Genomic DNA, 24,145 nt, shown 5'->3' on the forward strand with positions numbered 1-24,145 from the left:
GCTACAATGGCGGCCAACCCTGTCTTACGGCTTTTTTCATGCTCAGCTACCGCCACGCCTTTCACGCCGGCAACCACGCCGACGTGCTCAAGCACCTGATCCAGGTGCAGATCATCGACTACCTCGGCCAGAAGGCCAAACCGTTCTGGTACATCGACACCCACGCCGGCGCCGGCGCCTACAGCCTGACCGAAGGCTACGCCACCAAAACCGCCGAGTACGTGGAAGGCGTAGCCCGCCTGTGGCAGCGCGATGACGCCCCCGCCGCGGTGCAGCGCTACCTGGAAGTGGTTGCCGCCATCAATAGCGACGCCGACGGCGCGCTGCGCTACTACCCGGGCTCGCCGTGGTTTGCCGCCGAAGCCATGGCCGGCAGCGAAAAACTGCGCCTGTTCGAGCTGCACCCCAGCGACCACCAGCTGCTGCAGGATTGCTTTGCCGACGCCGGCCGCCGCGTGCGCATCGAACGCGCCAACGGCTTTGAAGCCATCAAATCGCTGCTGCCGCCGCCGCCGCGGCGCGCGCTGACGCTGATCGACCCGCCGTACGAAGACAAAGCCGATTACCAGCACGCAGTGAAGGCGATGAAAGAAGCACTGAAGCGTTTTGCCACCGGCACCTACGCCATCTGGTACCCGTTGTTGCAGCGCGCAGAAGTCAAAGAAATGGTGCAAGACCTGAAAAAGCTGCCCTGCCACAGCTGGCTGGACGCCACGCTGACGGTACGCACGCCGTCCAAGGATGGCTTCGGCATGCACGGCAGCGGCATGTTCATCGTCAATCCGCCGTGGACGCTACACGCCACGCTGCAAGAAACCTTGCCGTGGCTGAGCAAGGCGCTGGCGCTGGATGACGGCGCCTGGCACAGCCTGGAATACCGGGAGAACTAGGGCCCGTTAACGCTATTTTTGATGCGGCGGCGCTTGTCAGGCGGTGGTGTTAACAGGCCCTAAGCCACGCCCGCCAACCATGCCACCCATCTTGCGGCCAACCTTGCCACGCGCCAGGTTGGCCGCAGTCACGTCCGGCCTACACCTGCACCGACGGCACCGACTTCATGCAGCGCAGCGTGAAGTGCGAACGGCTGTGGCGGATGCCGGAAATCTTGTACAGCTTCTCGCGCAGAAAGCGCTCGTAACCGGCGGTGCCATCGACGGCCACCTTGATCAGGTAGTCGTATTCGCCGGACACCAAGTGCGCCTCCAGCACCTCGGGCAGCGCTGCCAGCGCTTCGCCAAAGCGCGCCAGCGTGTCATCCTCGTGCGCGTTCAGCGTAACCTCGATCAGCACGGTATCGCGCAAGCCCATGCGCTTCTGGTCGATCAGCGCCACGTAACCCTGGATGTAACCGTCTTTTTCCAACTGCCGGGTGTGGTTCCAGCACGCGGTGGGCGACATCCCTACCCGCTCGGCCAGCTCGGCGTTGGACAAGCGCGCGTTGCGCTGCAGCTCGCGCAGGATCTTTCGGTCTTGCGCGCTAAGGGCGACAGTCTGGTCTGCCTGATCATTATTCATGAAGATCATTCCGACAATTTTTATAAACAAGGAACAATCTACCGCAATCAACGCAAAAGTGCTGAACGATAGAAAGCACCTTCGCGCCTTGGCGCGATACAGTATCCGTACTGCCACACAGACAGCGCTGCCATCGCGGCACTGCCCACCGCCGGCCACTCACGCCACGGGCTGTACTGCACGCCAACCGCCCGACCGGGGCATCAGGCGACAGGTGCACACAAAACTAAGGGCGCCAGAGCACCCGGGACAAAGACCACGCCGGCACGGGCCGGACACTTGCGGCCAACCTTGCGGGGTTGGCCGCAAGTGTTTGCGTAAACGCACCCATGCAAAAGGCCGCCCCGAAGGGCTAATGCTAGTCAGTTCGTCGAATGTACCTGGCCATCAATTGGTAGAGCGTGAGTGAAGCGCCCCATCCCGTTGGCGCGAGCCGGGCAAAATGGTATGCCCTAGGTTTTAAGACGCCGATTTGTTTGAGCCCCGAGCCGTTAGCGATCTGCGTGCAAATCTTTGATTTGCTCAGCGATGCGAGTTCGGCGGCGCCTGGGGCGTACCATTTTGAACGGGGTTTCGAGCAGCCCCGGGTTGCGGGGGAATGAAAAGGGGGCGGCAATCCGCCCCCTTTCCCGTTTGCCGGACGGAACCGGCATGTAAACAGCGTCCGCATCGCGGACACAATAGCACTCTTCAAACACCGCAAACCCCTAGCCAAAAAAAATGCCAGTCAGCGTTAACTGACTGGCATTACCCCGAAGGGCGGCCCTGGCATTACACAAGGTGACGATGCTTATTCGGCGCTGACGGCAGCCGCCTTGCGCTTGGCCAATACCGTGCCGACAATCACCACCAATGCAGCGCCAATCGCACCGCTAACTTGATGCGACCAGGCAGGCAACACACCGATGTAATCGGTCAAACCCTTGTCGCTCACCAGCATGGAGCCGCCGATCCAGCCCAGCAGGCCGCCACCCAGGGTAATCACCATCGGGAAGCGGTCCATCAGTTTCATTACCAGCTGGCTGCCCCATACGATGATCGGGATGCTGATCACGATACCGAACACTACCAGCGGCATGTGGCCACCCGATGCACCGGCAACAGCAATCACGTTGTCCACGCTCATTACAGCATCGGCCACAATGATGGTTTTTACCGCACCCCACAGGTGGGCACTACCATCCACATCGTGACCATCGTCGTCCTCGCCCACCAGCAGCTTCATGCCGATCCACAGCAACAGCACGCCGCCGACCAGCTTCAGGAACGGGATATCCAGAATCTGCAGTGCAAAGGCAATCAACACCACACGCAAGCCAATGGCGCCCACGACGCCCCAGAAAATGCCCTTCTTGCGCAGATGTTCCGGCAAACTGCGGCACGCCAGCGCAATCACTACCGCATTATCCCCACCCAGCAGGATGTCGATGGCGATGATCTGCAGCACCGAAATCCAGAAGGTGCTTTCACCCATCATTTCCAGCATATTGTTATCCTCCGATCAGAACTTGTACGAGCAGCCTGCATTATGGCCGCCAAAACTTTCATTTAGCTGTCAGGCGTACAACATGTCCCACGCCAGCTTGCAGATCAGCACCGTCACCAACACGAGAAACAGCCCCCGCACGAAGCCTGCTCCCTTGCGCATGGCCAACCACGAACCCACTAACGCCCCTGCCACATTGCACACTGCCATCGGGATGGCATAGGCAAACAGCACGTTGCCGCTGGGGATGAAGAAACATAGCGCGGCGATATTGGTGGCCAGGTTCACCACCTTGGCCGAGGCCGATGCGTGCAAGAAGTCGAAGGCAAAAAAGCGCACGAACAGGAACATCAAAAAGCTGCCAGTGCCCGGGCCGAACAAGCCGTCGTAGAAGCCGATGCCACCGCCGATGGCCAGACCAACCAGCATTTCGCGGCGGCCAATGGCCACCGGCTCGTGCACCGCGCCCAGCTGTTTCTTGCGGAAGGTGTAGATCGCCATCACGATCAGCAGCGCCAATACCAAAGGACGCATAATGCTGGGCGGGATGTAGCTGACTGCCGCCGCACCGGCAAACGACATCACGAAGGCCGCGCACGCAGCCGGCAGCACCAGCCGCCACGGTATCTTCACGCGTTTGAGGTAGGAACGTGCCGCGAATACGGTACCCACGGCCGAAGACATCTTGTTGGTACCGAACAGCGTGGCTACCGAGGCCTGCGGTAGCGCATTGAACAAGGCCGGAATCTGGATCAAGCCGCCGCCGCCGACAGCCGCATCAATCAGGCCAGCCAGAAAAGCGAATACGCACAAAAAAGCCAGCGTAAACATACACACCCCGTTTTTTAGCGAGGCGCCATTGTAGCGGGATACGCCCGCCTTGTCGGAGGCCGCTACGAAACAGTGTGTATCCGCCAGCCAGGCTTACTTGCCAATGCCCTTCAGCATCGGCTCCACCAAGCCGGAGAAACCCTCCCAGATAATTTGCACCCCAAGGCAGAGCAAGATGAAGGCAGTAAGACGCAGGAATACCACCGAGCCGGTACGCCCCAGGTAGCGCATCAGTTTGTCGGCATGCGTCAGGCACCACCAGGTCAGCACGCTGATGGCCGCCACCGCCGCCACGGCGGCCAACGGCGCCACGGCAAATTTTTCCAGGCCGCGACCAGCACTACTAAGCGATGCCCCCACTGTAATGGCCACCGAGATCGAGCCCGGCCCCACGGTCAGCGGAAAGGTTAGCGGGTAGAAGGCGCGCTGCTTCAGTACTTCCCGGTTTTCGATTTCACCCACATCCGGCGACGCTTCGGCCGGGGCGTCGTTCAGCATGCGCCAGGCGGCAAAGGTAATCAGCAAACCACCCGACAGCTGCACCACCGGTAGCGACACGCCAAAGAAGCTGAGCACGAAACCACCGATATACATGCTGCCAAGCAACAGCAGAAAGCAGTAGATGGCAATGCGACGCGCCAGAAAAGCACGCTGCGCCTGGGTATTGTGCGCGGTGAGCGAAATGAAGAATGGCACCAGGCCGGGCGGGTTGATGATGGGCAGCAAGGCGGCGGCGATAAACAGAAATTTGCTGACAAACAGCGTCATCATCGGGGTCATGGCAGAACGTAACCTGGCAAGGTGGCAATGGCAGCGATTCTAGCATCCCAGCCTGCGCTTGGTGGCACCGCAGGTAAACCCGGCGACCAGCCATAGGGCCAAGCTGCTTATGAAAAAAACTGCTAACAACATCAGAAATCAAGCTTTGTGGTGATGAAGCAGGCCACTAGACTGCAGCCATTCGTTTCCGGAGCCACACTATGCTGCAACGACTGCGACGCCACTGGACCAGTTACTCGGCACTGGCCGTACTACTGTGCGCCGGCCTGATCCATCTGGCTGGCTCTATCCACCTTGGCGACACGGCCAACCAGGCCCTGCACGCCGCCTCTGGCTGGACCAGCGACCCGATGTTCTGGACCTTTATCGCCATCGGCTTTGGCGCCCAGATCATCGACGGCGCCTTGGGCATGGCTTACGGCGTCACCGCCAACACCGCGCTGATGTCAGCCGGGGTACCGCCGGCCGCCGCCAGCGCCGGCATCCACCTGGCCGAAATCTTCACCACAGGGGCTTCCGGGCTATCTCACCTGAAATTCGGCAATGTGGACCGCAGCCTGTTCAAACGGCTGGTCATTCCTGGTGTGCTGGGCGGCATCGTTGGCGCGGCAGTACTGGCTTATGTCGACGTCAGCATCATCAAACCGGTAGTGTCTGCCTATCTGCTGCTGATGGGGATTTACATCCTGCTGAAAGCCCGCCAGCAATTGGCCGAGCGCCAACCGCCAAAACGGCTGGGCCCGCTGGCGTTTCTGGGCGGCGCGCTGGATTCCATCGGTGGTGGCGGCTGGGGCCCGGTGGTAACCACCTCGCTGATTGGCCGTGGTGGCGCGCCGCGCCACGTCATTGGTTCGGTCAACGCAGCAGAGTTCTTCCTGTCTGTTGCCGGCGCTGCCTCGTTTGCGGTGTTTATCGGGGTATTCGAGCAGCTGGAGCTAATCGCCGGCCTGGTTATCGGTGGCATGATCGCGGCACCGCTGGCTGCCTGGACTACGCGTTACCTGCCGGCACGTGCGCTGATGACCATCGTCGGCGTACTGATTACCTGCCTGTCGGCGTGGAACCTGTACAAGGCACTGGCCTGACCATACGGCATGCAATAGCAAAACCCCCTGCACTGTTAGTGCAGGGGGTTTTGTTTTGCGGGCGCTACGGCCAAGGTTGGCCGCAACGCGCTACCTCGCTCAGGCAGGGCACACTTCTTCCAGCGCCGGCAAGGCTACGCCTTCGGTAGTGAACTGGTAGTCACGGAACACGTGTTCGGCGGTCAGCAGCTGGTAGCTGCCATCGGCCAGGCGGTGAGTAGTGTCTTTCAGACGGTAGGTATAGTGACCGCAGGTCCAGCAGTCGAAATTGCGCATGTGGGTGCACAGGCAGGTTTTGTCCATCACCTTGACGCGGCGCTCGCCCGGATGGGCGGCTACTTCACGGTTGTACGCCTCGATGTACTGGCAGCTGCCGCTGGCATCCAGCAGGTAGCCGTAGGCTTCGCAGTTGGGGCGAATGCCGTCGCCGATGGCGGGACACTGCTTGATCATGCGCATCGGGTAACCGGTTGGCGATAGCTGGTTGACTTCGATGTCGTCTTCGTCAGCGCGGAAGTACTCCTGCTTGATCTTGTCCGGCAGGCCGCACTCGCGGGTCACGGTAAAGCGGGTAGCCACCTGCACGCCCTTGGCGCCCAGTTCCAGCATGCGTACCGCGTCGGCGCCGGTAAACACGCCACCGGCAGCGATGATCGGAATGTCCAGGCCTTCGGCTTGCAGCCAGTCGCGCACTTCCACCAGGATGTCTTCCAGGCGGTAGTTTTCCCAATCCATGCCAAAGCCCAGGTGGCCACCGGCCAGCGGGCCTTCGATCACCACGTAGTCGGGCAAGCGCTGGGTACGCGCGGTTTTCTTCAGGAACAGTTGCAAGGCCCGTACCGACGACACGATGATGCCCAGCTGCACCTCGCGGAAGCGCGGGTGGTCTTCGATCAGTGCAAACGAACCGAGGTGCAAGCCTGCCGCCAGCGTGATGCCATCGATACCGGCATCCATGGCTGCGCGCATGCGCACGCGCAAGGTGTCCTTGGGCGCGTTCATGGTGAGTTTTTCCATGCAGTTGATGAAGATCAGGCCATCACCCTGCTTGGCTTTCATCGTGGCTTCGACGTGCAGGCGGGTAGACTCTGCCACCTCGTCCAGATCGAACTTCACCACCGACTTGTCGGTATTCTCGACGTTGAACTTGTACTGCTTCAGCTTGTTCTTGACGTACTTGGTGTTATAGCGACGATCCGCTACGGTAGGCAGCATGGCGTCGGAAATATGCCCGATACCACCCAGACGAGCCACTTCCAGCGCCAGTGACGCGGTGGAAATGTCCACCCCCATACCGCCCTGCATGATGGGCACCAGTTCCTTGCCCGCCAGACGCAGACGGAAATCATCCAGACAACGCATTACACATCTCTCCATTTAGATGGCCGGCATTATCGCCCAAGCAGCACGATAAAATCCAACGAAATAGAGCATTTGCTCTCAGCCAGCCAAGCCCGTTTGCGGCCAACCCTGCCGCGTCAGGCAAATAATTCGGTTTCGCCTTCCACCCCCGGCAGCACGACCCTGCCCTGCGACTGCAGACCAATGGCTTGCAATACACGAGCAGAAGCCCGATTGGCAGGGTCGATAAACGCCACTATCCGCAGCAAGCCTAGCTCGTTCAGGCCATATGCCCGAACCGCAGCCGCAGCCTCGGTGGCGTAACCGCAGCCCCGCGCCTGTGCCAGCAAGGCATAGCCGACATCAACATGCGGTACGTTCGGACGGCGCAACAAACCGCACAGCCCCAGCCAGGCACCATCCTCGCGACGCTCGACGGCCCACAGGCCAAAGCCGTTGGCCGCATAACTGGCCAGTGGCCCTTCTGCCAGATAGACCCTCGCAGCCGCCTCGGTGCGCACACCTTTGTCGGCAATGTAATGAATGAAGTCGGGGTCATTCAGCAATACCAGGACGTGCGGAGCATCGGTAAGCGTAAGCTCGCGCAAACGCAAACGAGGAGTAAGAATGGGCAGCATGGCAAGGGCACGGCTGACAATCAGCGGGAAGACAGCCGCACTGTACCCTACCGTGCTGCCCGCGTCTGTAAACGATAGGTGAACACAGAAAAAAACCGCAATTTGCTATTGATACAATACCGATCGCCCCTAAATAATGCTGCATTGCCCGGCACACGCCGGTCGCAGCAGACCAACCTACACAGGAAACCTCCATGTCCATTACCGTTAACGGCGTAGAAATCACCGAATCCATGGTGCAGGCCGAGCTAGCCAACCATGAAGACACCGCCAGCCCGCGCGATTCCGCCGTTCAACAACTGGTGCTGCACCAGCTGCTGCTGCAAAAAGCCCGCGAACAAGGCCACGACACCAGTAACGAAGGCCAGGCGATTGGCGCGCTGCTGGATCAGGAACTGAACTTCACCCCGGCCGACGAAGCCGCCTGCCAGGCCTACTACGACGCCAACCCGCAATACTTCAAGCAAGGCGAAAGCGCCGTCGCCAGCCACATCCTGTTCCCGCTGGGTCAGGGTGACGAACTGGCTGCCTCGCTGGCCAAGGCCAAGGCACAGGGCGTGCTGGAACAAGTGCAAGCCAACCCGGCAGCCTTTGCCAGCCTGGCCGCCGAACACTCCACCTGCCCATCTGGCAAACAGGGCGGCGACCTGGGCCAGTTCGGTCGCGGTCAGATGGTGCCGGAATTCGAACAAGCGGTATTCAGCACTGACGCCGGCCAGATCACCCCGCACCTGGTAGAAACCCAGTTCGGTTACCACATCATCCAGGTCAAAGAGCGCCAGGAAGGCGGCCAACTGGCCTTTGCCGACGTGTTCCCGCGCCTGCAGCAATACCTGAACGAAATGGCTGGCCGCCAAGCCATGCACGAGTATCTGAGTGGCTTGGTACAGGCTGCCGACATCAAGGGCTACAGCATGCCCAGCCTGTAAGCTGCGGCCAACCCTGCCAAGCCCTGCGCGCCTCGCCCGCAGGGCTTTTTGCTTTACAAGATGTGACAAGCACCAGCGGCCAGCCGCGTCCATTTAGCGTAAAATAGTTACCAACCGTGGCCGCTGTGCGCCACCTTTATTCTTGCATCCGGAAAGACCATTTCGTGAAAACCGCATTCCTGAACCGCATCACCGACAAATCGGCGGTGATCGGCATTGTCGGCCTAGGCTACGTCGGCCTGCCACTGATGCTGCGCTTTGCCGAAGTCGGCTACAAGGTACTGGGCTTCGATATCGACCAGAGCAAAGTCGACGCGCTGCACGCCGGCAAAAGCTATATCGAACACATCAGCGCCGACAGCATTGCCAGCGCCCGCGCCGCCGGCTTCGAAGCCACCACCGACTTCAGCCGCGCACCGGAAGCCGACGCGCTGATCCTGTGCGTCCCGACGCCGCTCAACAAATACCGCGAGCCGGACCTGTCCTTCGTCATCAACACCATCGACAGCCTGGTCCCGCACCTGCGCGAAGGCCACCTGGTGTCGCTGGAATCCACTACCTACCCCGGCACCACCGATGAAGAGCTGCTGCCGCGCATCGAATCGCGCGGTCTGAAGGTTGGCGAAAACGCTTTCCTGGTGTTCTCGCCGGAACGCGAAGACCCGGGCAACCCCAACTTCACCACCCGCACCATCCCCAAAGTGTGCGGTGGCGTGACTGCAGCTTGCCAGGAAGTGGGCGTGGCACTATACAGCGCCGTCATCGACCAAGTAGTACCGGTGTCGAGCACCCGCGCCGCAGAGATGACCAAATTGCTGGAAAACATCCACCGCGCCGTCAATATCGGCCTGGTCAACGAGATGAAGATCGTCGCTGACAAGATGGGCATTGATATTCACGAGGTGATCCGCGCCGCCGCCACCAAACCGTTCGGTTTTGTACCCTACTACCCCGGCCCGGGCCTGGGTGGCCATTGCATCCCGATCGACCCGTTCTACCTGACCTGGAAAGCGCGCGAATACGGCGTCCACACCCGCTTTATCGAGCTGGCAGGCGAAGTCAATTCGGCGATGCCGGACTACGTGGTCAGCAAAGTGGCAGCTGCGCTGAACGAGCGCAAGAAAGCCATCAATGGCAGCAAGATTCTGGTATTGGGGATTGCTTACAAGAAAAACGTCGACGACATGCGTGAAAGCCCGTCGGTATTCCTGATGGAAAAGCTGCGCGACCTGGGCGCGGACATCAGCTACAGCGACCCGCACGTACCAGTATTCCCAAAAATGCGCGAACACCATTTCGATCTGGCGAGTGTTACCCTGACTGCAGAATCGGTCGCCAGCTACGACTGCGTGCTGCTGGCCACCGACCACGACAAGTTCGACTTCGCCATGCTGCTACAGCATGCCCAGCTACTGGTAGACAGCCGCGGCAAGTATCAGCAAGGCGCGGCCAACGTGGTGAAGGCTTGAGCGCACTACCCGAAAATAAAAACGCCACTCTTGGGTGGCGTTTTTATTGCTTACTACATCAAGCAAAGTCTCAGTGTTTGTAAAGATGTAACCATCTGGGCGCACGAAAGCGCACAATGCGTTTGTAAAGCCAGACATAAGTCGCAATGAACAAAACACAGCAAGCCTGCAATACCCACTGATGACGCCAGAAAATCACCGCAGGAATAATAGTCATCATGGCAATCAACCACAGGTAGGGCGAAGTCATACTATTGCGTTTTAGCAAGTATTCCTGGCTATCACTCCCAGCAACCCAGCGCACCAAACGTTTGTAAACCAATTGGTGAAAGTGCATGCTGTCGGGCAGTCCGGCAGCCTCTTTACGCTGCTTACGGCGCAGAATAGTAAAGACCGTTTCAAAAATCGGATAAATCAGCACCAGCATCGGGAACCATGGCGACACCGCATCAGGGTGCCGTGCTACCAATAGAACGGCTAACTCAGCCAACAGGAAGCCTACCAAGTAGGCACCTGCATCACCAGCAAAAATCAGCCCGCGCGGGAAGTTCCAGAACATGAAGCCCAATAATGCGCCAGCCAATGACATGGCAACGACAAACAGAAACTGATCGTCAAGCTGAAACGAAACATAAGCAAAAGCAGCACAGGCTAATACCCCCACGCCAGCCATCAAACCATTGTAACCATCAATGATATTGACTGAATGGCAGACACCGCCCACTGCAAACACCGTGATCACCACCTGTAGAACCAGCAACTGACCCAGCCAGCCATCCACCACCGGCAAACCTAGACGATCCAACAAAGCACCCAGCATAAAAGCGGCCAGAGCTGCAGACACAAACGCCGCCAATAATCGGACCAAGGGCGATACGCGCTTCGTCAAGTCTTCAATCAAGCCGGCCATGAAAACCGGCATGGCAGCACATAACAACCACCATGCTTCTGCTGTGCTGGGGGAGGAAGCCTGCCAAACAAGAAGGGCAGAGACCAGACCGACAATGATGGGTACGCCCCCCACCCGAGGGGTAGGTTGAGCATGAAACTTCTGCACACCATCCAAGTCGTGGTCCATCGACAGATGTCCGTGTAGATGCTGATACCGAATGATCACGGCTGCCGTTACCAGCGCCGAAAACAATGAAGCCAAAAGTATATAAAGAGCCATTGGTCACTACGCTGAACCGAGAAAGCACAATTGCCTCCGGTTCAAGCAAAACCTCCCTGACGCCAGCGACGAATAAAAACCAGAGCCGTACCCAGCATCGTACCTACCATCAGGCCTGCGAGCACAATCATTGACCGTTTCGGCCCACTCTTGCGATCAGGCGGCGTAGCTACGTCCAGTACCTGGATCAGAGAACTGTCACGGGCCTCTTCCATTCTTGCCAGTTCATACTGTTTGGCCATGATTTCTAACAGAGCCTCCTGATACTTCACCTCACGCAAAGCGCGGATGTAGCCCAAACCCTTTTCAGGCAACTTAGCAGCACCTGGCATCAAGCCAGCCTCATCACCTCCAGCCGCCGAAAGCTGTTGCAACTGCGCTCGCAATGCCGTTAACTCCCCTTGCACCCGAACCACATCCGCATTTTTGTCAGTTGCAAAGCTGCGCATGGTAGTCAGTTGTACTTCTTTAGCTGCAATCATCGCTTTTAACTCAGCGACTGCTTTGAGAAGACCACTGACCTGCCCCTCTGGGAGGATAAGACCGGACTTTTTCTGAAACTGCTCCAGTCGACTTTCTGCCACATTCAGATCCGCACGCACATCCTGGAGCTGCTTTTCAAAAAACAAGCGGCGTTTTGCAGCATCTGTCACAGCCATACTCTGATTAACGCGTTTAAGTTCATCTACATAAGCATTAGCCAGCTTGGCAGCAAAAACCGGATCGGTATCTTTGACGGCAATTTCAATCAGACCAGACTTGGCCGACTGAATATCAGCAGCAGCTGCCAGAGCAGAACGCGCATCAACAAACGTGTTTACCTCGTAGCGCGCTTTCAATTCAAAACGTTTGATTAGGCTATCAGAGACGTTTTGACTCTTCAGAATACCTACGTACAAATCATTCGGATTTTTCAAGCCACTGGCACCCGCCACGCCGGCTAGCGCGCCAAGCGAGCCCAATGCCGCAGCTAGACCAGAGGACTGTTGCTGTGGAGGCATCACGCTGCTGCGGGCAGTAAACTCGGATGGCAAACTCAAGGCCACCGCCAAAGCTACCGCGCCGCATAAGGCACTCGACAAGACGATGGTTAAACGTCCTTGCCATATCGTTTCCAGCAACTGACTCAGGTCGATTTCATCGTCTGCCGCGGTATCAGATTGCATCTTATGGTTCATGTTTGTTTCCGGCATCCCTGTCGACGCATTAATCCTTCAAGACTTTCAGACCCGCCGCGCCCAAACCGAACTGGTACAGAATGCTGGTCCACTCTTTCAGGTTCTGGGTAAAGCTCAGGCCACGTTCAAGCTGCTCTGGCACCACGATGGCATCGCCGGGGGCTGGCTGGTAGCCGGCGATGGTGCTGAACCAGCCGGTGCTATTGACTCCGTAGGCCGTGCCATTGGCACGCAGCACGTAAACACCGCCTTTGTCCGCCAGGCGGTTATAGCCACCGGCACTGTCCAGATAGTCGCCCACATTTTTGTTGCGGCTGTACAAGTAGGCAGACGGGCTGTTGACCGCGCCAAAAACGTTGATGGTGGATGGCAGGCGCGGTATGTAAAGGTTGTCGCCGTCTTCCAGCTCAATATCCGGCACGTCCTTCAGGCCCACCTTAAAGCTGTCAAACTCGAACGCTACACGCCCTGGGGCTTTCACGTTGCGCATGGCTTTTACGCGCTGGCGATTGCGCTGCAGCTCGGCCTCGGTTGCCGATACGTTTTCCTTAAGCGTTGCATCGGATAGTTTGGCGGCGGCGGCGGCCTCTACCTCGCGTTCGTAACGGTCAACGGCTTCGGTCAGCATTTTCTGCTGTTCGTCACGGATACTGGCACGGGTAAATACCGCACCGTAAAGATAGGCATGGCGAGACAAGCCACCGGCGCGTGCCACCAGCTGTCGCAGGGTTTCACCTGGCTGCACGCTGTACACGCCGGGTACTGCCAGTTCGCCTTCTACCCTTACGTAGCGGGTGCGCTTTTCTGCCGGCACGCGCACGTCGTTCTTGGAGAAAATGGAAATGGCGTCGCCAGACTGTAGCTGAAGATTGTTGGCCGCATCGCCAGCAATGGCCTTGGCGAGATTGAAGGTAATGAGTTCGGTGCCGAAGTCATCAGGGCGAATGCGCTCGATGACGGCGTAGTCCCAGTTGATTTCGGTGGACTCGTCGCGCTTCAGGTCGTAGCGCAGACTGCCTTCACCCATGGTACGCGTATCTACCGCATTGTTTACCCGGTTCCAGTAGGCTGGGGTCAGCAGCATTTCACGGCTGGGGATCAGGTCTTTTATGGTCATGCCTGGTTTCCAGCGCACGCGTTGTGCCAGACCTATGCTGCCTCGTATGGAAACCATGTTTTCGTAGCGGGATGACATGGGGTAAATCTGTACGATGTCGCCATCTGCCAGATTAAGGCCCCCTGCCCGCTTGAGATCTACTTGGTCTACCGTGCGGTTTTCACGGTTGATGATGCGCTCCAGTGATGCTTGCAAGCTGCTGGCGGTGGTGGTCAGGCCACCCGCCCATTTCATCAGGTCTGCCAGGGTCTCGTTACGGTTAAGTTCGTAAATGGCGGGCACTTTGACCTGGCCTGCAATGGCGACACGCTCGCCAACCGCCGGGATGTGAATGACGTCTCCGGCGTGCAAACGCAAGTCGGCACGTTTATCACCATTTAGTAGGAGGGCGTACAGATCGAAGCTGCCTACCAGCTTGCCATCGCGTTTCAGCTCTACGCGGCGCAGCGTACCTTGCTGGCTTGGGCCGCCCGAGGCAAACAGTGCATTGAGCAAGGTGCTGACCGAGCTGACATTGTACCGACCAGGCTTGTTGGCAAAGCCGGTGACAAAAACAGCCAGCTGGTTGAGCCGCCCCATGGTGACGGATAGCTGATAGTTACGGAACAGACGGCCTACTTCCATATTGATACGGCCTTCTAGGTCACTGAAAGCCACACCACTCACATTGAACTTGCCAACCTGCGGTACAAACACGTCGCCGTTATTGTCCACACGCAAGCGCTGTTGCATGTTGACCTGGCCCCAAACCGTCAACTCGAATTCATCTCCAGGCTGCAGCCGGTAGTCACCGGCTACCGGTACGTTCTCAACCGGGCTGAAAGTTGACGGCGCTTTGGTGAACAGATCGCTGCCGAATACCGGCAGCCTTGTGCCCAGGGCTTCGCATACCAAGGCCTGGAAGTCATTGTCGAATTTGCCAGCAACACAGCTTTGTACCTGGGCGCTGCTGTCTACCGTGCTGTCGCTAACCAGGGCGTCTTGGCTGTTACTACCGTTGGCCGCGGCTTGTTGGGCCGGCTCCAACGGAATAGTGGGGATATTGACCGAGGCCGGGGACACGTTCTGCATGCCACCGATTGGGTAGCTTGCCAGCGCCGTACCGGCATTCGCTACCTGGGCGTAACTGCCATTTGCCATACCGGCGGCTGCCAGCAGGACTGCCAAACGCGAGAGATTGCTGTTCATAGAGTTGATTTCCGTGCGCACAAACGAGTATGCGAGCCATACAGCGGTGCATGATACTTTTGCGTAAAGATGATTAACAGGCTTGATTAGATTAATCAATCTAATACTGATAATTCATTGTCATTGCCACTGACTTGCCATCTTCACCAACAAGCGGCAAAACACTTAACTTACGCTGTGTTTTCCATAGCCAGTAACCGGTGCCATAGCCTAGCAGGCTACCGGCTGCTACGTCGCTAGCCCAATGATCGCGGCCAGCAACCCGGCCGGCTGCGGCCAACCCTGCCACGCCGTAAAGCCAAGGGGCGCGGTACTCTTCTGCAAAGGGGGTGACGGCGGCAAACAGCGCGGCCGCGTGATTGGATGGAAAACTGGCGTCACCACTTTTGCTCTTGGCCCAGCTATCCCCTTGTGCTTCTTTGGGACGAGCCCGGTCTACCGCATTTTTAAGCACCATGCTGCCTGCCGTCGCGGCCACTGCGGACTGCAAGCTGATAATGGCGGTATTCACCAGCACCGGGTCATCAGATAGCGCCATGGCTGCGCCAGCCGCACCTACCGCCAGCACCGGTGCGGCACTCCCTACCTTGTCCCAGGCTTTCTGCGCACTCCCAGGGCTGTGCTTGCCAAGCCGCTTGTCCAATGACTTGTCACGGCTGGCTACACCAGCCAACAAAACGCCACCCGCACCTACTGCCAGCGCCGTATCACTGAGTGCTGGCGCCTGGCCCAAGCTGGCCGCAAAACGGTTACGCACGCCATTGGCCGATGGCCACCATGCCGGGTCGGGCAAGGCATCGTAACTTGGGTCATCCGGGCGCTCGCCGATATTGCCCATGCCATCGCCCAATGCCAACTCTCGGTTGGGCTCTTCCAGTATGCGCACCAGGTCATGGGGCACGTCTACGCGTTGACCAACGTCACGCGTCCAGGGTGATAGCGACATTTTCACCGCCGCCTGAGTATCAGTTGGCAGCATGATACCCAGTGGTATCGCCATGAAAATGCCTTTATCTTTATATGGGTCGCTTGGCGTTCCAGGATTAGTAGTATCTCGCCCATCGGTATAGGTATACCAGGCACCCACCTCGATACCACTCTTGAAGCGCCGCTTCACCTCCATACGCAGGCCGCTATCCCTAGCCAGAAAACGGCCAGCACGCCCGGTGACTGTTACGCCCATCGGCATACGATAGTGCAAAGAAGCAAGCCCAGTGACGGTTTTATAATCACGACGACCAAACCAGCCCTTAAAGTCACGCTGCTGCACGGCTTCAGTACTCAACTCGGCCATCCAGCGCGCACCAGCCGGGTAGTACACGAGCTGGCCGGCAAGGCCGCCAAACATCTCCTCAAATACGCCAGCTGATACCTTGCCGTACAGCCGCTCTCCAGGCTGAAACAGGCCAGTCCAGGCTAGCTGGATTAGCTTGGGATGATTACCTCGTTTGTACTCTGCGATATCAGTCCGCACATGAGGCAAGCGACTATTGCTGGGATTGTCAACCTTACTGATGTCTTCGAATACCTTCTGGCTAAAACCGGCATCAAGGTACTGACCTTCAGCAGGACGGAACTGTGCACTGCCGTATGCGTTGATTTCGTAACGTAACGCGCCAGAAGGATCGTTAAAGAACATGCCAACACGCGGCGCAAGACTATAGCGATTTAACTGCCTATCCTGCCCTTTCAGCTGAATGGCATGCCCATCTTCATCACTCACCAGCTTGGCGTCCAGACCTTCATCCAATGCCGCTGAAACAATATCGAAAGACTCGGCCAGCTGATCTTTTTGTGCATGGCGTACAATGGCGACATCTTGCAGTTGTTGCCGGGTAGCTTTACCGTTCAGGTAGTCTTGGACACGTGGCAAATCGAAAAACTCGTAATCCGCGATAGCGAGATCATTACGATTCACCCGCAGTTTGATCACCCGTGTTTCTAGCGGTGCAAAATACAAAGCAGTACGCAGTGCACGTCCGACACTACGACCAATATTGCTGATGCGAGTATTGGTAAATGACAGACTCAGCACACCATTATCGTAACCTACACTAACAGCGTTGAAATCCTGCTGATGCAAGGCTTTCAGAAAGTCTCTGCGGTACGCTTGCTCGCCATGCCACTGCTCGGCAGATGGCCTTACCCTGACTTCACTGCGATAGGGTGCAGGCTCAAGAAACTTGGGAACGTACTCTTTTTCATCAAAGGGAATTTGCACATAGGTATTGATACTGGCCGTATCGCGTGACTTACTCACCTGAGCGCCCAGCCACCCCCAACGATAGGCCAAGCCAAGTGATGGGCCGGGATCGCGCTTGCCGGCAAATGTTGCACCGGCACTAAAATCCTTCTTGTAATTATTGGCATCGTATTCAGCCAGCACAGTCCAAGCGCCATTCTCGTATGGCAATTGCCAGCGCATACCGCCAAACAAACCATCCGGCCGTCGTTTGCCATACCCAAGCGTTACGTCCAGCGGACCTATCTGCTTGCTTGCTACGAGGTATTCACCTTTGAATAGCTCCGTACCGAACAGATCGGTTTTTCCTATTGCCAACTGAGGCAAAAGATCAGTTTCACTCAAAAGCTTTAGCTTCGCATCAATGACTTTGTCTTTGTAGCTGCCATACTGCGAATTATTGGCAAAGCCCTGAATACCACGCACACCAACAAAACGACCGTTCACCTGCAAAAAGGGCAATACCGTACTATTAAGCCAGATCGTACTGTATGGGCGGTCGAAACTATAGCCGATACCAAAAGTACCGTCGGCTTCCATCCGAGCGTCCGGCATGGCCATCAGGCCAGTCTGACCCGTAAGGGAAGGCGAGGAAAGAGCATGAAGCGGCAGACAAAGCAGGGACAATGCGATGGGCTTGAGACGCATGAAGCTTCCTAAGTGCAAGACAAAAAAAAGCCGCCCTGGCAAGCCAGGGCAGCTTTCTGATGACCAACCGATCAGTTACCGTGGTGTGTAGTAGTGGTGCTACCACCAGCAGTAGCTGCCAAGCCTGCTGCAACTACGGCGCCGACGGTCGCAGCGGTACCCAACGAAAGAGTCTGGGTTACCACAGCAGGAGCAGATTCAGTCACTGTAATGGAAGCAGGCACTGCATCCTGAGCGAAAGCAGCACCAGAGATTGCCGCTAGCATCAACGCCGTCATCAAAGATTTTTTCATAACATACTCCTGAAGAACAAAGAAAAGGCAATGCCAAGCCTTGGCATTATAGACGCATGCTCGCTGCCAAGTCAGCCGTCATCCGAATATCTTTGTGCAAAAACTCGATCAGACCATCAGTTGCTTCACCACGTCGACGTAGCCCTGCATCGCTTCGTCAGCAGACTGGCCTTGCAGCTTGGCCCAAGCATCGTACTTGGCGCGGTTGATGAAATCCATCATGCCCGGGCGTTCACCCTTCACATCGCCTTCTGTAGCTTGCTTGAACAGGGCATACAGCTGCAGCAGGGTCTGGTTGTCCGGGCGCTCGGCCAGGCTGGTTACGTCTTTCTGGGCTTGTTCGAACAAGGCTTTCAAATCGGACATGTTGTTTTCCTTTTCTGGTCTATTGTGTTGCATGGCAACATCAGTTCATGTGTTGTTTAGCCGCCATCGTGTCTGGCTGGCGTCAATTTACCATGAAACGCCCGTTTCACAATGTCTCTGCCACCAGTGCAATGCGCTTGATGCTGGGCACAGCGACACCTGCAATTTGTGCCGGGGAAAAGCGTGCTTCGATAAAACGTTGTCGCAGCTGCTCAGCATAATCAGCGGCGATAATGGCCGGTACATCCACACGCAAAACCAAGCCATTCGCGTCAATATAAACTGCCAGTTCCGCATCTTCCGGCAGGTCTTCGGCGTCCGGCAAGACAATAGGTACCAGAGGCTCGGCCAATACATCGAGCTCGCTGGCGGTGTAAAAACGCGGCAGGCTCAACGCCGCCATCGCCGCAGACGCCAAGGTGTCAGTACTTGGCGGGCTGGCGGCATCGGGCGGGAGGGCTTGCGGCGAGGACGCAGGTGTAACGGGGAATGCAGCCTCCTGCGCTGCAGCCGCCGGCGGCGTCGCGGGTAACGAGGGCACGCCGGGGGGCGGCTGCAAAAGCAATTGCGGTGGCGAGTACGACACTGGCGCCGCTAGCACTATACGCTGCGGTAAACCTGCCACCATCCCAGTCGAAGCAGCAGGCATAGCGTCCAGTAGTAGCCAGATCACGACATGACAAAGCAGCGACAGCAGCATGGCTAACTGCAGTCGCTCTCTGGGCGTACGTGGCAGCCAGTGCATGAGGGCTTACTTGGCAGCCAGGTTTTCCTCGATGGCTGCCAACGGGATGGCGCCGGGCACCAGCGTGCCATTCGGGAAGATCAACGCCGGCGTACCACTGATACCCAGCTTTTCACCGATGGCAGCCACTTCGGCCAGCGGAGCCGGGCAGTTATCCTTGCCACTCAGCGGGGTGCCGTTACGCATGAATGCGGTCCAGGTCTTGGCTGGGTCCTTGCTGCACCAAATCAGGCGCGACTTGCGCTCGGCGTCCGGGTGCAGCTGCGCCAGCGGGTACAGGAAGGTGTAAACAGTGACGTTATCCAGCTTGGCCAGCGACTCGCGCTCCAGCTGCTTGCAGTACGGGCAGTCCGGGTCAGAGAACACCACCAGCTTGCGCTCGCCCTTGCCGCGCACTTCCTTGATGGCCTTGTCCAGCGGCAGGGTTTTCCAGTCCACCACTACCTTGTTCAGATCATCCAGACGGGCTTCGGTCAGGCTGCGGCGCGACTTGGTATCGATCAGGTCGCCGGTAATCAGGTGGTCCACTTTGCCGTCCACGTAGACGACGGTGAACTCTTCGCGACCACCGCGCTTCATCTTCACCACCACCTCGTACAGGCCAGCTACCGGCGCCGGCTGCACGGTCGATACCTCGTGCTGCGGGAACTTGCCCTTGAAGGCAGCTTTGACGGCATCGCTGGACTCATCGGCGGCGGAAGCACTGCACGCCATCAGCGGCAGCATCATGGTGGCCAGCACCAGCTGGCGGAAACGGAAAGACATGCTCATCCTTTATTGAATTCTGCTCAAAAACCCACCGCGTGGCGGGCGAGTTGCCGCTTGATCAACGGCAGGCGGTTGGTGAGGTTCAGCCCGGTATTACGCAACCAGGCCAGGCCCGGCGTGCCCTTGTCGTGGAACAGGCCAAACAAGGTATCACAAGTGATCTGCATGGTTCGGACAGCCTCTTTGCGGCTTCGTTCATACGCCCGCAGCGCCAGCCACTGGCCGCAATCGTCGCGCCCGTGCAGCGCTGCGGCCAACCGGGCCGCATCCTGAAAGCCCAGGTTCACGCCCTGCCCGGCCAGCGGGTGCACGGTATGCGCCGCATCGCCCACCAGCGCCACGCGCTCGGCAATCACCTGCTCCGGCGTGATCAGGCGCAGCGGGAACGCCGCCGCCGAGGTCAAGACATCCAGGCGCCCCAGCGCGTGGCCACCGGCATCGGCCACCACGGCAGCCAGCCGCGCGTCGTCCAGCGCCAGCAACGGCTGCGGCTGACTGGTAGACCACACCATGCTGATGCGGTTGCCCGGCAGCGGTAACCACGCCAGGATGCCATCGCCCAGAAACCATTGCCGTGCGATGTCGCCGTGCGGCCGCTCGCAGGCAAAGTTGGCGACAACGCCGCTGTGGCCATAAGGTTTGACGTTGGCCGCAATGCCGCTCTGCTGCCGCACCCAGGAGTTAGCCCCGTCTGCGCCCACCACCAGCGCAGCCGCCAGTTTGCTGCCGTCAGCCAGCACCACGCCGGCTTCGCGCGGGCCGTGCCACAGCGCTTGCGGCCGCTGCCCACGCAGGATGGTCACGCCACTGGCCTGCTGCAGTTGCTGCCACAGCGCCGCCAGCAACCAGCGGTTTTCCACGATCCACGCCAGTGCCTCGGCCCCGGCATCCTCGGCGGAAAACGCAATGCGCCCGCCCTGGTCGCCACACACGTCCATCGCGGCGATGGTGCCAATGCGCGCCATATCGGGCCAGGCACCCAGCCCGGCCAGCCACGCCCGGTTAGCCGGGCTGACGGCGTAGACGCGGGCGTCCCAGCCCTGCTCCAGGCCGTCCAGCGGCTCACCCAGCCCTTCCAGCAAGGCCACGCGCCGGCCCTGTTTGTCCAGCGCCAGCGCCAGCGCGGCGCCCACCAGGCCACCGCCCACCACCAGCACATCGTAATGCTCGTTCATTTTCTGCTTTCTGACATGACTGCGGCCAACCTTAACCGAAGGTTGGCCGCAAGAAAACCGTCATTGCTAGACGCCGACGCCAAACACCAGGTGGCTGGCAAACGCACGGCGCGCCGGCGGCAGCGCGTCCAGCGCGCTCATGCCGACACCACGCAAGGCTTTTACCAGCGGATGATGGCCATCAAACAACTGGATCAGGCCGTGGGTAAAGCCCACCACCGCGTGGCTATCAACGCGGCGCCCGGCGCTGTAACGGCGCAGCACGGCCGCATCGCCCGGGTCGGCCGCACCGGCCAGCGCGTCCACCAGCCCCACCGCGTCGCGCAAGCCCAGGTTGAAACCCTGCGCCGCCACCGGGTGCATGGTTTGCGCCGCGTTGCCGATCATCACCACTCGGCCGGATACCACGCGGTTGAGCTGACGCAACGCCAGCGGGAACACCGCACGCTCGCCAATGCTGTCAAAACGCCCCAGCCGCTCGCCAAAAGCCTGCTGCAGTTCGGCCAGCACGCTGGCGTCGTCACCTTCCTTCAGGCGCTGTGCATCGTCATGGCTGCGCGTCCACACCAGCATCATGCGCTCGCCGTGCGGCAGCAAGGCAAACGGGCCTTCAGCGCCAAAGCGCTCGTAAGCCACATTGCCGTGCGGCTGGCTGCTGCTGACCTCAGCCAGCACCGCACTCTGGCGGTAATCGTGTACGCGGCGGGTAATGCCCGGCAGGCGCTCGGCCAACGCGCCGCCCTCGGCCAGCACCAGCAGGCGGCAGGTCAGCGTGGCCACCGCATCATCCGCCGTGCGCAGGCTTAGCGTGGCGTAGCGCGACAGCGACTGAGCGCCTTCCACCCGCGTTTGCCACAACACCTTCACGCCGGACGCAGCCAGCGCGTCGGCCAATGCGGCCGTCAGCACCGGGTAATCGATCACGGCACCCAAATGCGGCAGCCCCAGGTCGTCATGCTGCAGCACGGTGCGGCCAAAGCCGCCCTGCTGCGACACGTGCACGGTGTCGATCACCGTGGCTGGCAGGCTGTCAGGCCAGGCACCGGCCAGCGCCAGCTGTTCGCGGCTATACCACGATAGCGCCAGCGCCCGCGCGTCGCGCACCGGCTCGTGCTGCGCCCGCGCCTCCACCAGGATCACGTCGCGCCCGGCCTGCGCCAGGCGCAAGGCCGCCAGCGCACCCACCGGGCCGCCGCCCACAATCACTACGTCGCCATGCTGTGGCATGTTCTGCATCTTGCTTCACCCTGTGCGGGCGCCCCCTTGCAAAGAAAACCGGCTCAGCCCCGCATCAGGGCTTCGATATCGTCGATCTGTTTCGGCACTGCGGCGGTGTACACGTAATGACCGCTGGCGGTCACTTGCACATTGTCTTCGATGCGGATGCCGATATGGTGGTAAGCCGCCGGCACGCGGTCGTCCGGGCGGATATACAGCCCCGGTTCGATGGTGGTGCACATGCCGGGCTGGAAAGTGCGCCACTGGCCGCTAGGCTTGCGCGCGCCCACGTCGTGCACGTCCAGGCCAATAAAGTGACCGATGCCGTGCATGTAAAAGCGGCGGTAGTCGCCGGATTCGATCACGCCATCCACCGTACCCTGCAGCAGTTGGTAATCCAGCATGCCCTGGACCAGTACGCGCAGCGCCGCGTTGGCCGGCGCATCCAGCGCCGCCCCTGGCTTGACCTCGGCGATGGCGGCGAGTTCGGCGGCCAACACCACTTCATAGAGGTCGCGCTGAGGGCCGCTGAAACGGCCATTTACCGGGAAGGTGCGGGTGATGTCGCCGGCGTAACCGCGGAACTCGCAGCCGGCGTCGATCAGCAGCAAATCGCCGTCGTTCAGGCGCGCATTGTTGGCCGCGTAGTGCAGCGTGCAAGCGTTGGCTCCGCCGGCCACGATGCTTTCGTACGCCGGGTAGCGCGCACCGTTGCGGATGAAGTGGTGCAGCAGCTCGGCTTCTACCTCGTATTCGTACATGCCGGGCCGCGTGGCCTGCATCGCCCGCACGTGGGCTTCGGCCGAAATCTGGCCGGCACGATGCAGCACCGCCAGCTCACGCTCGTCCTTGATCAGCCGCATCTCGTCGATCAACGGCAGCAAGTCGCCAAAGCGCTGTGGCGCGTCGATACCGGCGCGGGCGCGGGCACGTACCGCCTCCAGCCAGCCGGCCACGCGGCCATCGATGCTGCGGTTGCCCACCGGCCAGAACAGCGCCGGCACGTTTTCCAGCAGCTGCGGCAGCCGGGTATCCAGCTCGGTAATGCTGTAGGCCTCGTCAAAGTCGAACGCCTCCACGGCGGCTGCCGGACCGTAACGGAAGCCATCCCAGATTTCCATGTCGGGGTTTCTATCGCGACAGAACAGGATGGATTTGCCACGGCGGCCATCCAGCACCAGCACGGCTTCCGGCTCGTCGAACGCGGTGAGGTACAGGAAATGGCTGTCGGCGCGGTACGGGTAGTGAGCGTCGGCGTTGCGGACTTGCAGCGGGGCGGTGGGCAGGACGGCGATAGCGTCGCCCAGGGTGACCAGCAGTCGCTGGCGACGTTGAAGCAGGCTATGCGGCATGAGCATGCAACCAGGCAGGAGAAAACCGCGCCAGTTTACACGCGTCTGCGCCACAGGGCGACGCCATGCGCGGCCAACATGACGCCGGTCAAAGCCCCGGCCATATCGGCCACCGCATCCAGCACCTCGGCACTGCGTGTCGTGGTAAACAGCGCCTGCCCCACTTCGGAGCCAGCCGCCCAGAGCAGGCAAGCACACAGCACAGCGGGCATAAGATGACGCAATGGCTGGCCACGCCACATAGCCGGTGCCGTCAACAACATGGCCCAGACAGCAAACAGGCCAAAGTGGCCGATTTTATCCATATGCGGTATCGACGACGGCGGCCCGCCGACCTTGAACCACAACAGATAGACCATCACACCCCACCATGCCAAGGCCGGCAAGTACGGTAACAAACGACGAAAACGCAACCCCATATCCATCCTGGCCATATTCTGAAAACCCGGCAAAGCCGGGGCGACGGTTTGCAGTGAAGTCGCCAACCACCGCCCCCCCCAAGCCCGATAACGCCGCCACATTATCACCCACAAAACGAAAGCCTGTTTGCAAGGCAAACAGGCTTTGTCTTCCATCCAAAGACCCCAAGCAAACCAGCGCCCGGATGCTG

At 59.3% G+C, this 24,145-nt stretch carries 22 protein-coding genes; 4 read left to right on the top strand and 18 right to left on the bottom strand.

Annotated elements, in window-relative coordinates; all coding sequences use genetic code 11:
* Positions 1 to 38 precede the first annotated feature (38 nt).
* Positions 39 to 890 (top strand): 23S rRNA (adenine(2030)-N(6))-methyltransferase RlmJ, encoded by an 852-nt coding sequence (locus ACK4FZ_RS06195; RefSeq protein ID WP_409818923.1) that lies wholly within the window; start codon positions 39 to 41, stop codon positions 888 to 890.
* Between the two features lie 139 nt (positions 891 to 1,029).
* Here the strand turns inward: ACK4FZ_RS06195 and ACK4FZ_RS06200 are convergent, their stop codons facing one another.
* The 4 genes from ACK4FZ_RS06200 to ACK4FZ_RS06215 all read right to left on the bottom strand — a co-directional run bounded on the left by ACK4FZ_RS06200 (position 1,030) and on the right by ACK4FZ_RS06215 (position 4,612).
* Entirely contained in the window at positions 1,030 to 1,515 is a 486-nt protein-coding gene (locus tag ACK4FZ_RS06200) for an Lrp/AsnC family transcriptional regulator (protein WP_409818925.1), read from the bottom strand.
* A gap of 790 nt (positions 1,516 to 2,305) precedes the next feature.
* The gene (locus tag ACK4FZ_RS06205; RefSeq protein WP_409818928.1) at positions 2,306 to 3,001 is read right to left on the bottom strand and encodes a TerC family protein; all 696 of its coding nucleotides are present in this window, start codon (positions 2,999 to 3,001) and stop codon (positions 2,306 to 2,308) included.
* A gap of 69 nt (positions 3,002 to 3,070) precedes the next feature.
* Entirely contained in the window at positions 3,071 to 3,832 is a 762-nt protein-coding gene (locus ACK4FZ_RS06210) for a sulfite exporter TauE/SafE family protein (protein WP_409818931.1), read from the bottom strand.
* 93 nt (positions 3,833 to 3,925) lie between these two features.
* Positions 3,926 to 4,612, bottom strand: coding sequence for a MarC family protein (locus ACK4FZ_RS06215; protein ID WP_409818934.1), 687 nt, complete (start codon positions 4,610 to 4,612; stop codon positions 3,926 to 3,928).
* A gap of 200 nt (positions 4,613 to 4,812) precedes the next feature.
* Between ACK4FZ_RS06215 and ACK4FZ_RS06220 the strand changes: the two genes are divergently transcribed.
* The gene (locus ACK4FZ_RS06220; RefSeq protein ID WP_409818936.1) at positions 4,813 to 5,697 is read left to right on the top strand and encodes a sulfite exporter TauE/SafE family protein; all 885 of its coding nucleotides are present in this window, start codon (positions 4,813 to 4,815) and stop codon (positions 5,695 to 5,697) included.
* Between the two features lie 99 nt (positions 5,698 to 5,796).
* Here the strand turns inward: ACK4FZ_RS06220 and ACK4FZ_RS06225 are convergent, their stop codons facing one another.
* Both ACK4FZ_RS06225 and ACK4FZ_RS06230 read right to left on the bottom strand, forming a co-directional pair.
* A complete protein-coding gene (locus ACK4FZ_RS06225; protein WP_409818939.1) occupies positions 5,797 to 7,059 on the bottom strand; it encodes a nitronate monooxygenase in 1,263 nt (420 codons plus the stop codon).
* A 116-nt stretch (positions 7,060 to 7,175) separates the two neighbouring features.
* Complete coding sequence (locus tag ACK4FZ_RS06230) at positions 7,176 to 7,676, bottom strand: GNAT family N-acetyltransferase (RefSeq protein ID WP_409818941.1); 501 nt, start codon at positions 7,674 to 7,676, stop codon at positions 7,176 to 7,178.
* A gap of 194 nt (positions 7,677 to 7,870) precedes the next feature.
* On the opposite strand from ACK4FZ_RS06230, the gene ACK4FZ_RS06235 reads away from it, so the two are divergent.
* Together ACK4FZ_RS06235 and ACK4FZ_RS06240 are read left to right on the top strand one after the other, a co-directional pair.
* Entirely contained in the window at positions 7,871 to 8,605 is a 735-nt protein-coding gene (locus ACK4FZ_RS06235; RefSeq protein ID WP_409818944.1) for a peptidylprolyl isomerase, read from the top strand.
* A 164-nt stretch (positions 8,606 to 8,769) separates the two neighbouring features.
* Complete coding sequence (locus ACK4FZ_RS06240) at positions 8,770 to 10,074, top strand: nucleotide sugar dehydrogenase (protein WP_409818947.1); 1,305 nt, start codon at positions 8,770 to 8,772, stop codon at positions 10,072 to 10,074.
* Positions 10,075 to 10,144: 70 nt separating this feature from the next.
* On the opposite strand, the gene ACK4FZ_RS06245 is transcribed toward ACK4FZ_RS06240, so the two are convergent.
* From ACK4FZ_RS06245 to ACK4FZ_RS06300, 12 genes are all read right to left on the bottom strand, one after another.
* Positions 10,145 to 11,245, bottom strand: coding sequence for an MraY family glycosyltransferase (locus ACK4FZ_RS06245; RefSeq protein ID WP_409818950.1), 1,101 nt, complete (start codon positions 11,243 to 11,245; stop codon positions 10,145 to 10,147).
* A 41-nt stretch (positions 11,246 to 11,286) separates the two neighbouring features.
* Positions 11,287 to 12,423, bottom strand: a complete 1,137-nt coding sequence (locus tag ACK4FZ_RS06250) for a GumC family protein (protein ID WP_409818952.1) — start codon at positions 12,421 to 12,423, stop codon at positions 11,287 to 11,289.
* 28 nt (positions 12,424 to 12,451) lie between these two features.
* On the bottom strand, positions 12,452 to 14,728 hold the full coding sequence (locus ACK4FZ_RS06255; RefSeq protein WP_409818955.1) for an SLBB domain-containing protein: 2,277 nt from the start codon (positions 14,726 to 14,728) through the stop codon (positions 12,452 to 12,454).
* Positions 14,729 to 14,828: 100 nt separating this feature from the next.
* Positions 14,829 to 17,618 carry a YjbH domain-containing protein gene (locus ACK4FZ_RS06260; RefSeq protein WP_409818956.1) on the bottom strand — a complete coding sequence of 930 codons (2,790 nt, stop codon included), beginning with the start codon at positions 17,616 to 17,618 and terminating at the stop codon, positions 14,829 to 14,831.
* A gap of 71 nt (positions 17,619 to 17,689) precedes the next feature.
* A complete protein-coding gene (locus tag ACK4FZ_RS06265; RefSeq protein WP_409818958.1) occupies positions 17,690 to 17,911 on the bottom strand; it encodes a hypothetical protein in 222 nt (73 codons plus the stop codon).
* Positions 17,912 to 18,019: 108 nt separating this feature from the next.
* Positions 18,020 to 18,277 carry an acyl-CoA-binding protein gene (locus ACK4FZ_RS06270; RefSeq protein ID WP_409818961.1) on the bottom strand — a complete coding sequence of 86 codons (258 nt, stop codon included), beginning with the start codon at positions 18,275 to 18,277 and terminating at the stop codon, positions 18,020 to 18,022.
* Between the two features lie 106 nt (positions 18,278 to 18,383).
* On the bottom strand, positions 18,384 to 18,977 hold the full coding sequence (locus ACK4FZ_RS06275) for a hypothetical protein (RefSeq protein ID WP_409818964.1): 594 nt from the start codon (positions 18,975 to 18,977) through the stop codon (positions 18,384 to 18,386).
* A gap of 51 nt (positions 18,978 to 19,028) precedes the next feature.
* The gene (locus ACK4FZ_RS06280; protein ID WP_409818967.1) at positions 19,029 to 19,787 is read right to left on the bottom strand and encodes a DsbC family protein; all 759 of its coding nucleotides are present in this window, start codon (positions 19,785 to 19,787) and stop codon (positions 19,029 to 19,031) included.
* Between the two features lie 23 nt (positions 19,788 to 19,810).
* On the bottom strand, positions 19,811 to 20,965 hold the full coding sequence (locus ACK4FZ_RS06285) for a UbiH/UbiF family hydroxylase (protein ID WP_409818969.1): 1,155 nt from the start codon (positions 20,963 to 20,965) through the stop codon (positions 19,811 to 19,813).
* A 66-nt stretch (positions 20,966 to 21,031) separates the two neighbouring features.
* A complete protein-coding gene (locus ACK4FZ_RS06290) occupies positions 21,032 to 22,201 on the bottom strand; it encodes an FAD-dependent oxidoreductase (RefSeq protein WP_409818972.1) in 1,170 nt (389 codons plus the stop codon).
* 44 nt (positions 22,202 to 22,245) lie between these two features.
* Entirely contained in the window at positions 22,246 to 23,535 is a 1,290-nt protein-coding gene (gene pepP, locus ACK4FZ_RS06295; protein WP_409818974.1) for a Xaa-Pro aminopeptidase, read from the bottom strand.
* 35 nt (positions 23,536 to 23,570) lie between these two features.
* Positions 23,571 to 24,110 carry a VanZ family protein gene (locus ACK4FZ_RS06300; RefSeq protein WP_409818977.1) on the bottom strand — a complete coding sequence of 180 codons (540 nt, stop codon included), beginning with the start codon at positions 24,108 to 24,110 and terminating at the stop codon, positions 23,571 to 23,573.
* Positions 24,111 to 24,145 lie beyond the last annotated feature (35 nt).

It is taken from the genome of Vogesella sp., from assembly GCF_046297735.1.
GTDB lineage: Bacteria > Pseudomonadota > Gammaproteobacteria > Burkholderiales > Chromobacteriaceae > Vogesella > Vogesella urethralis.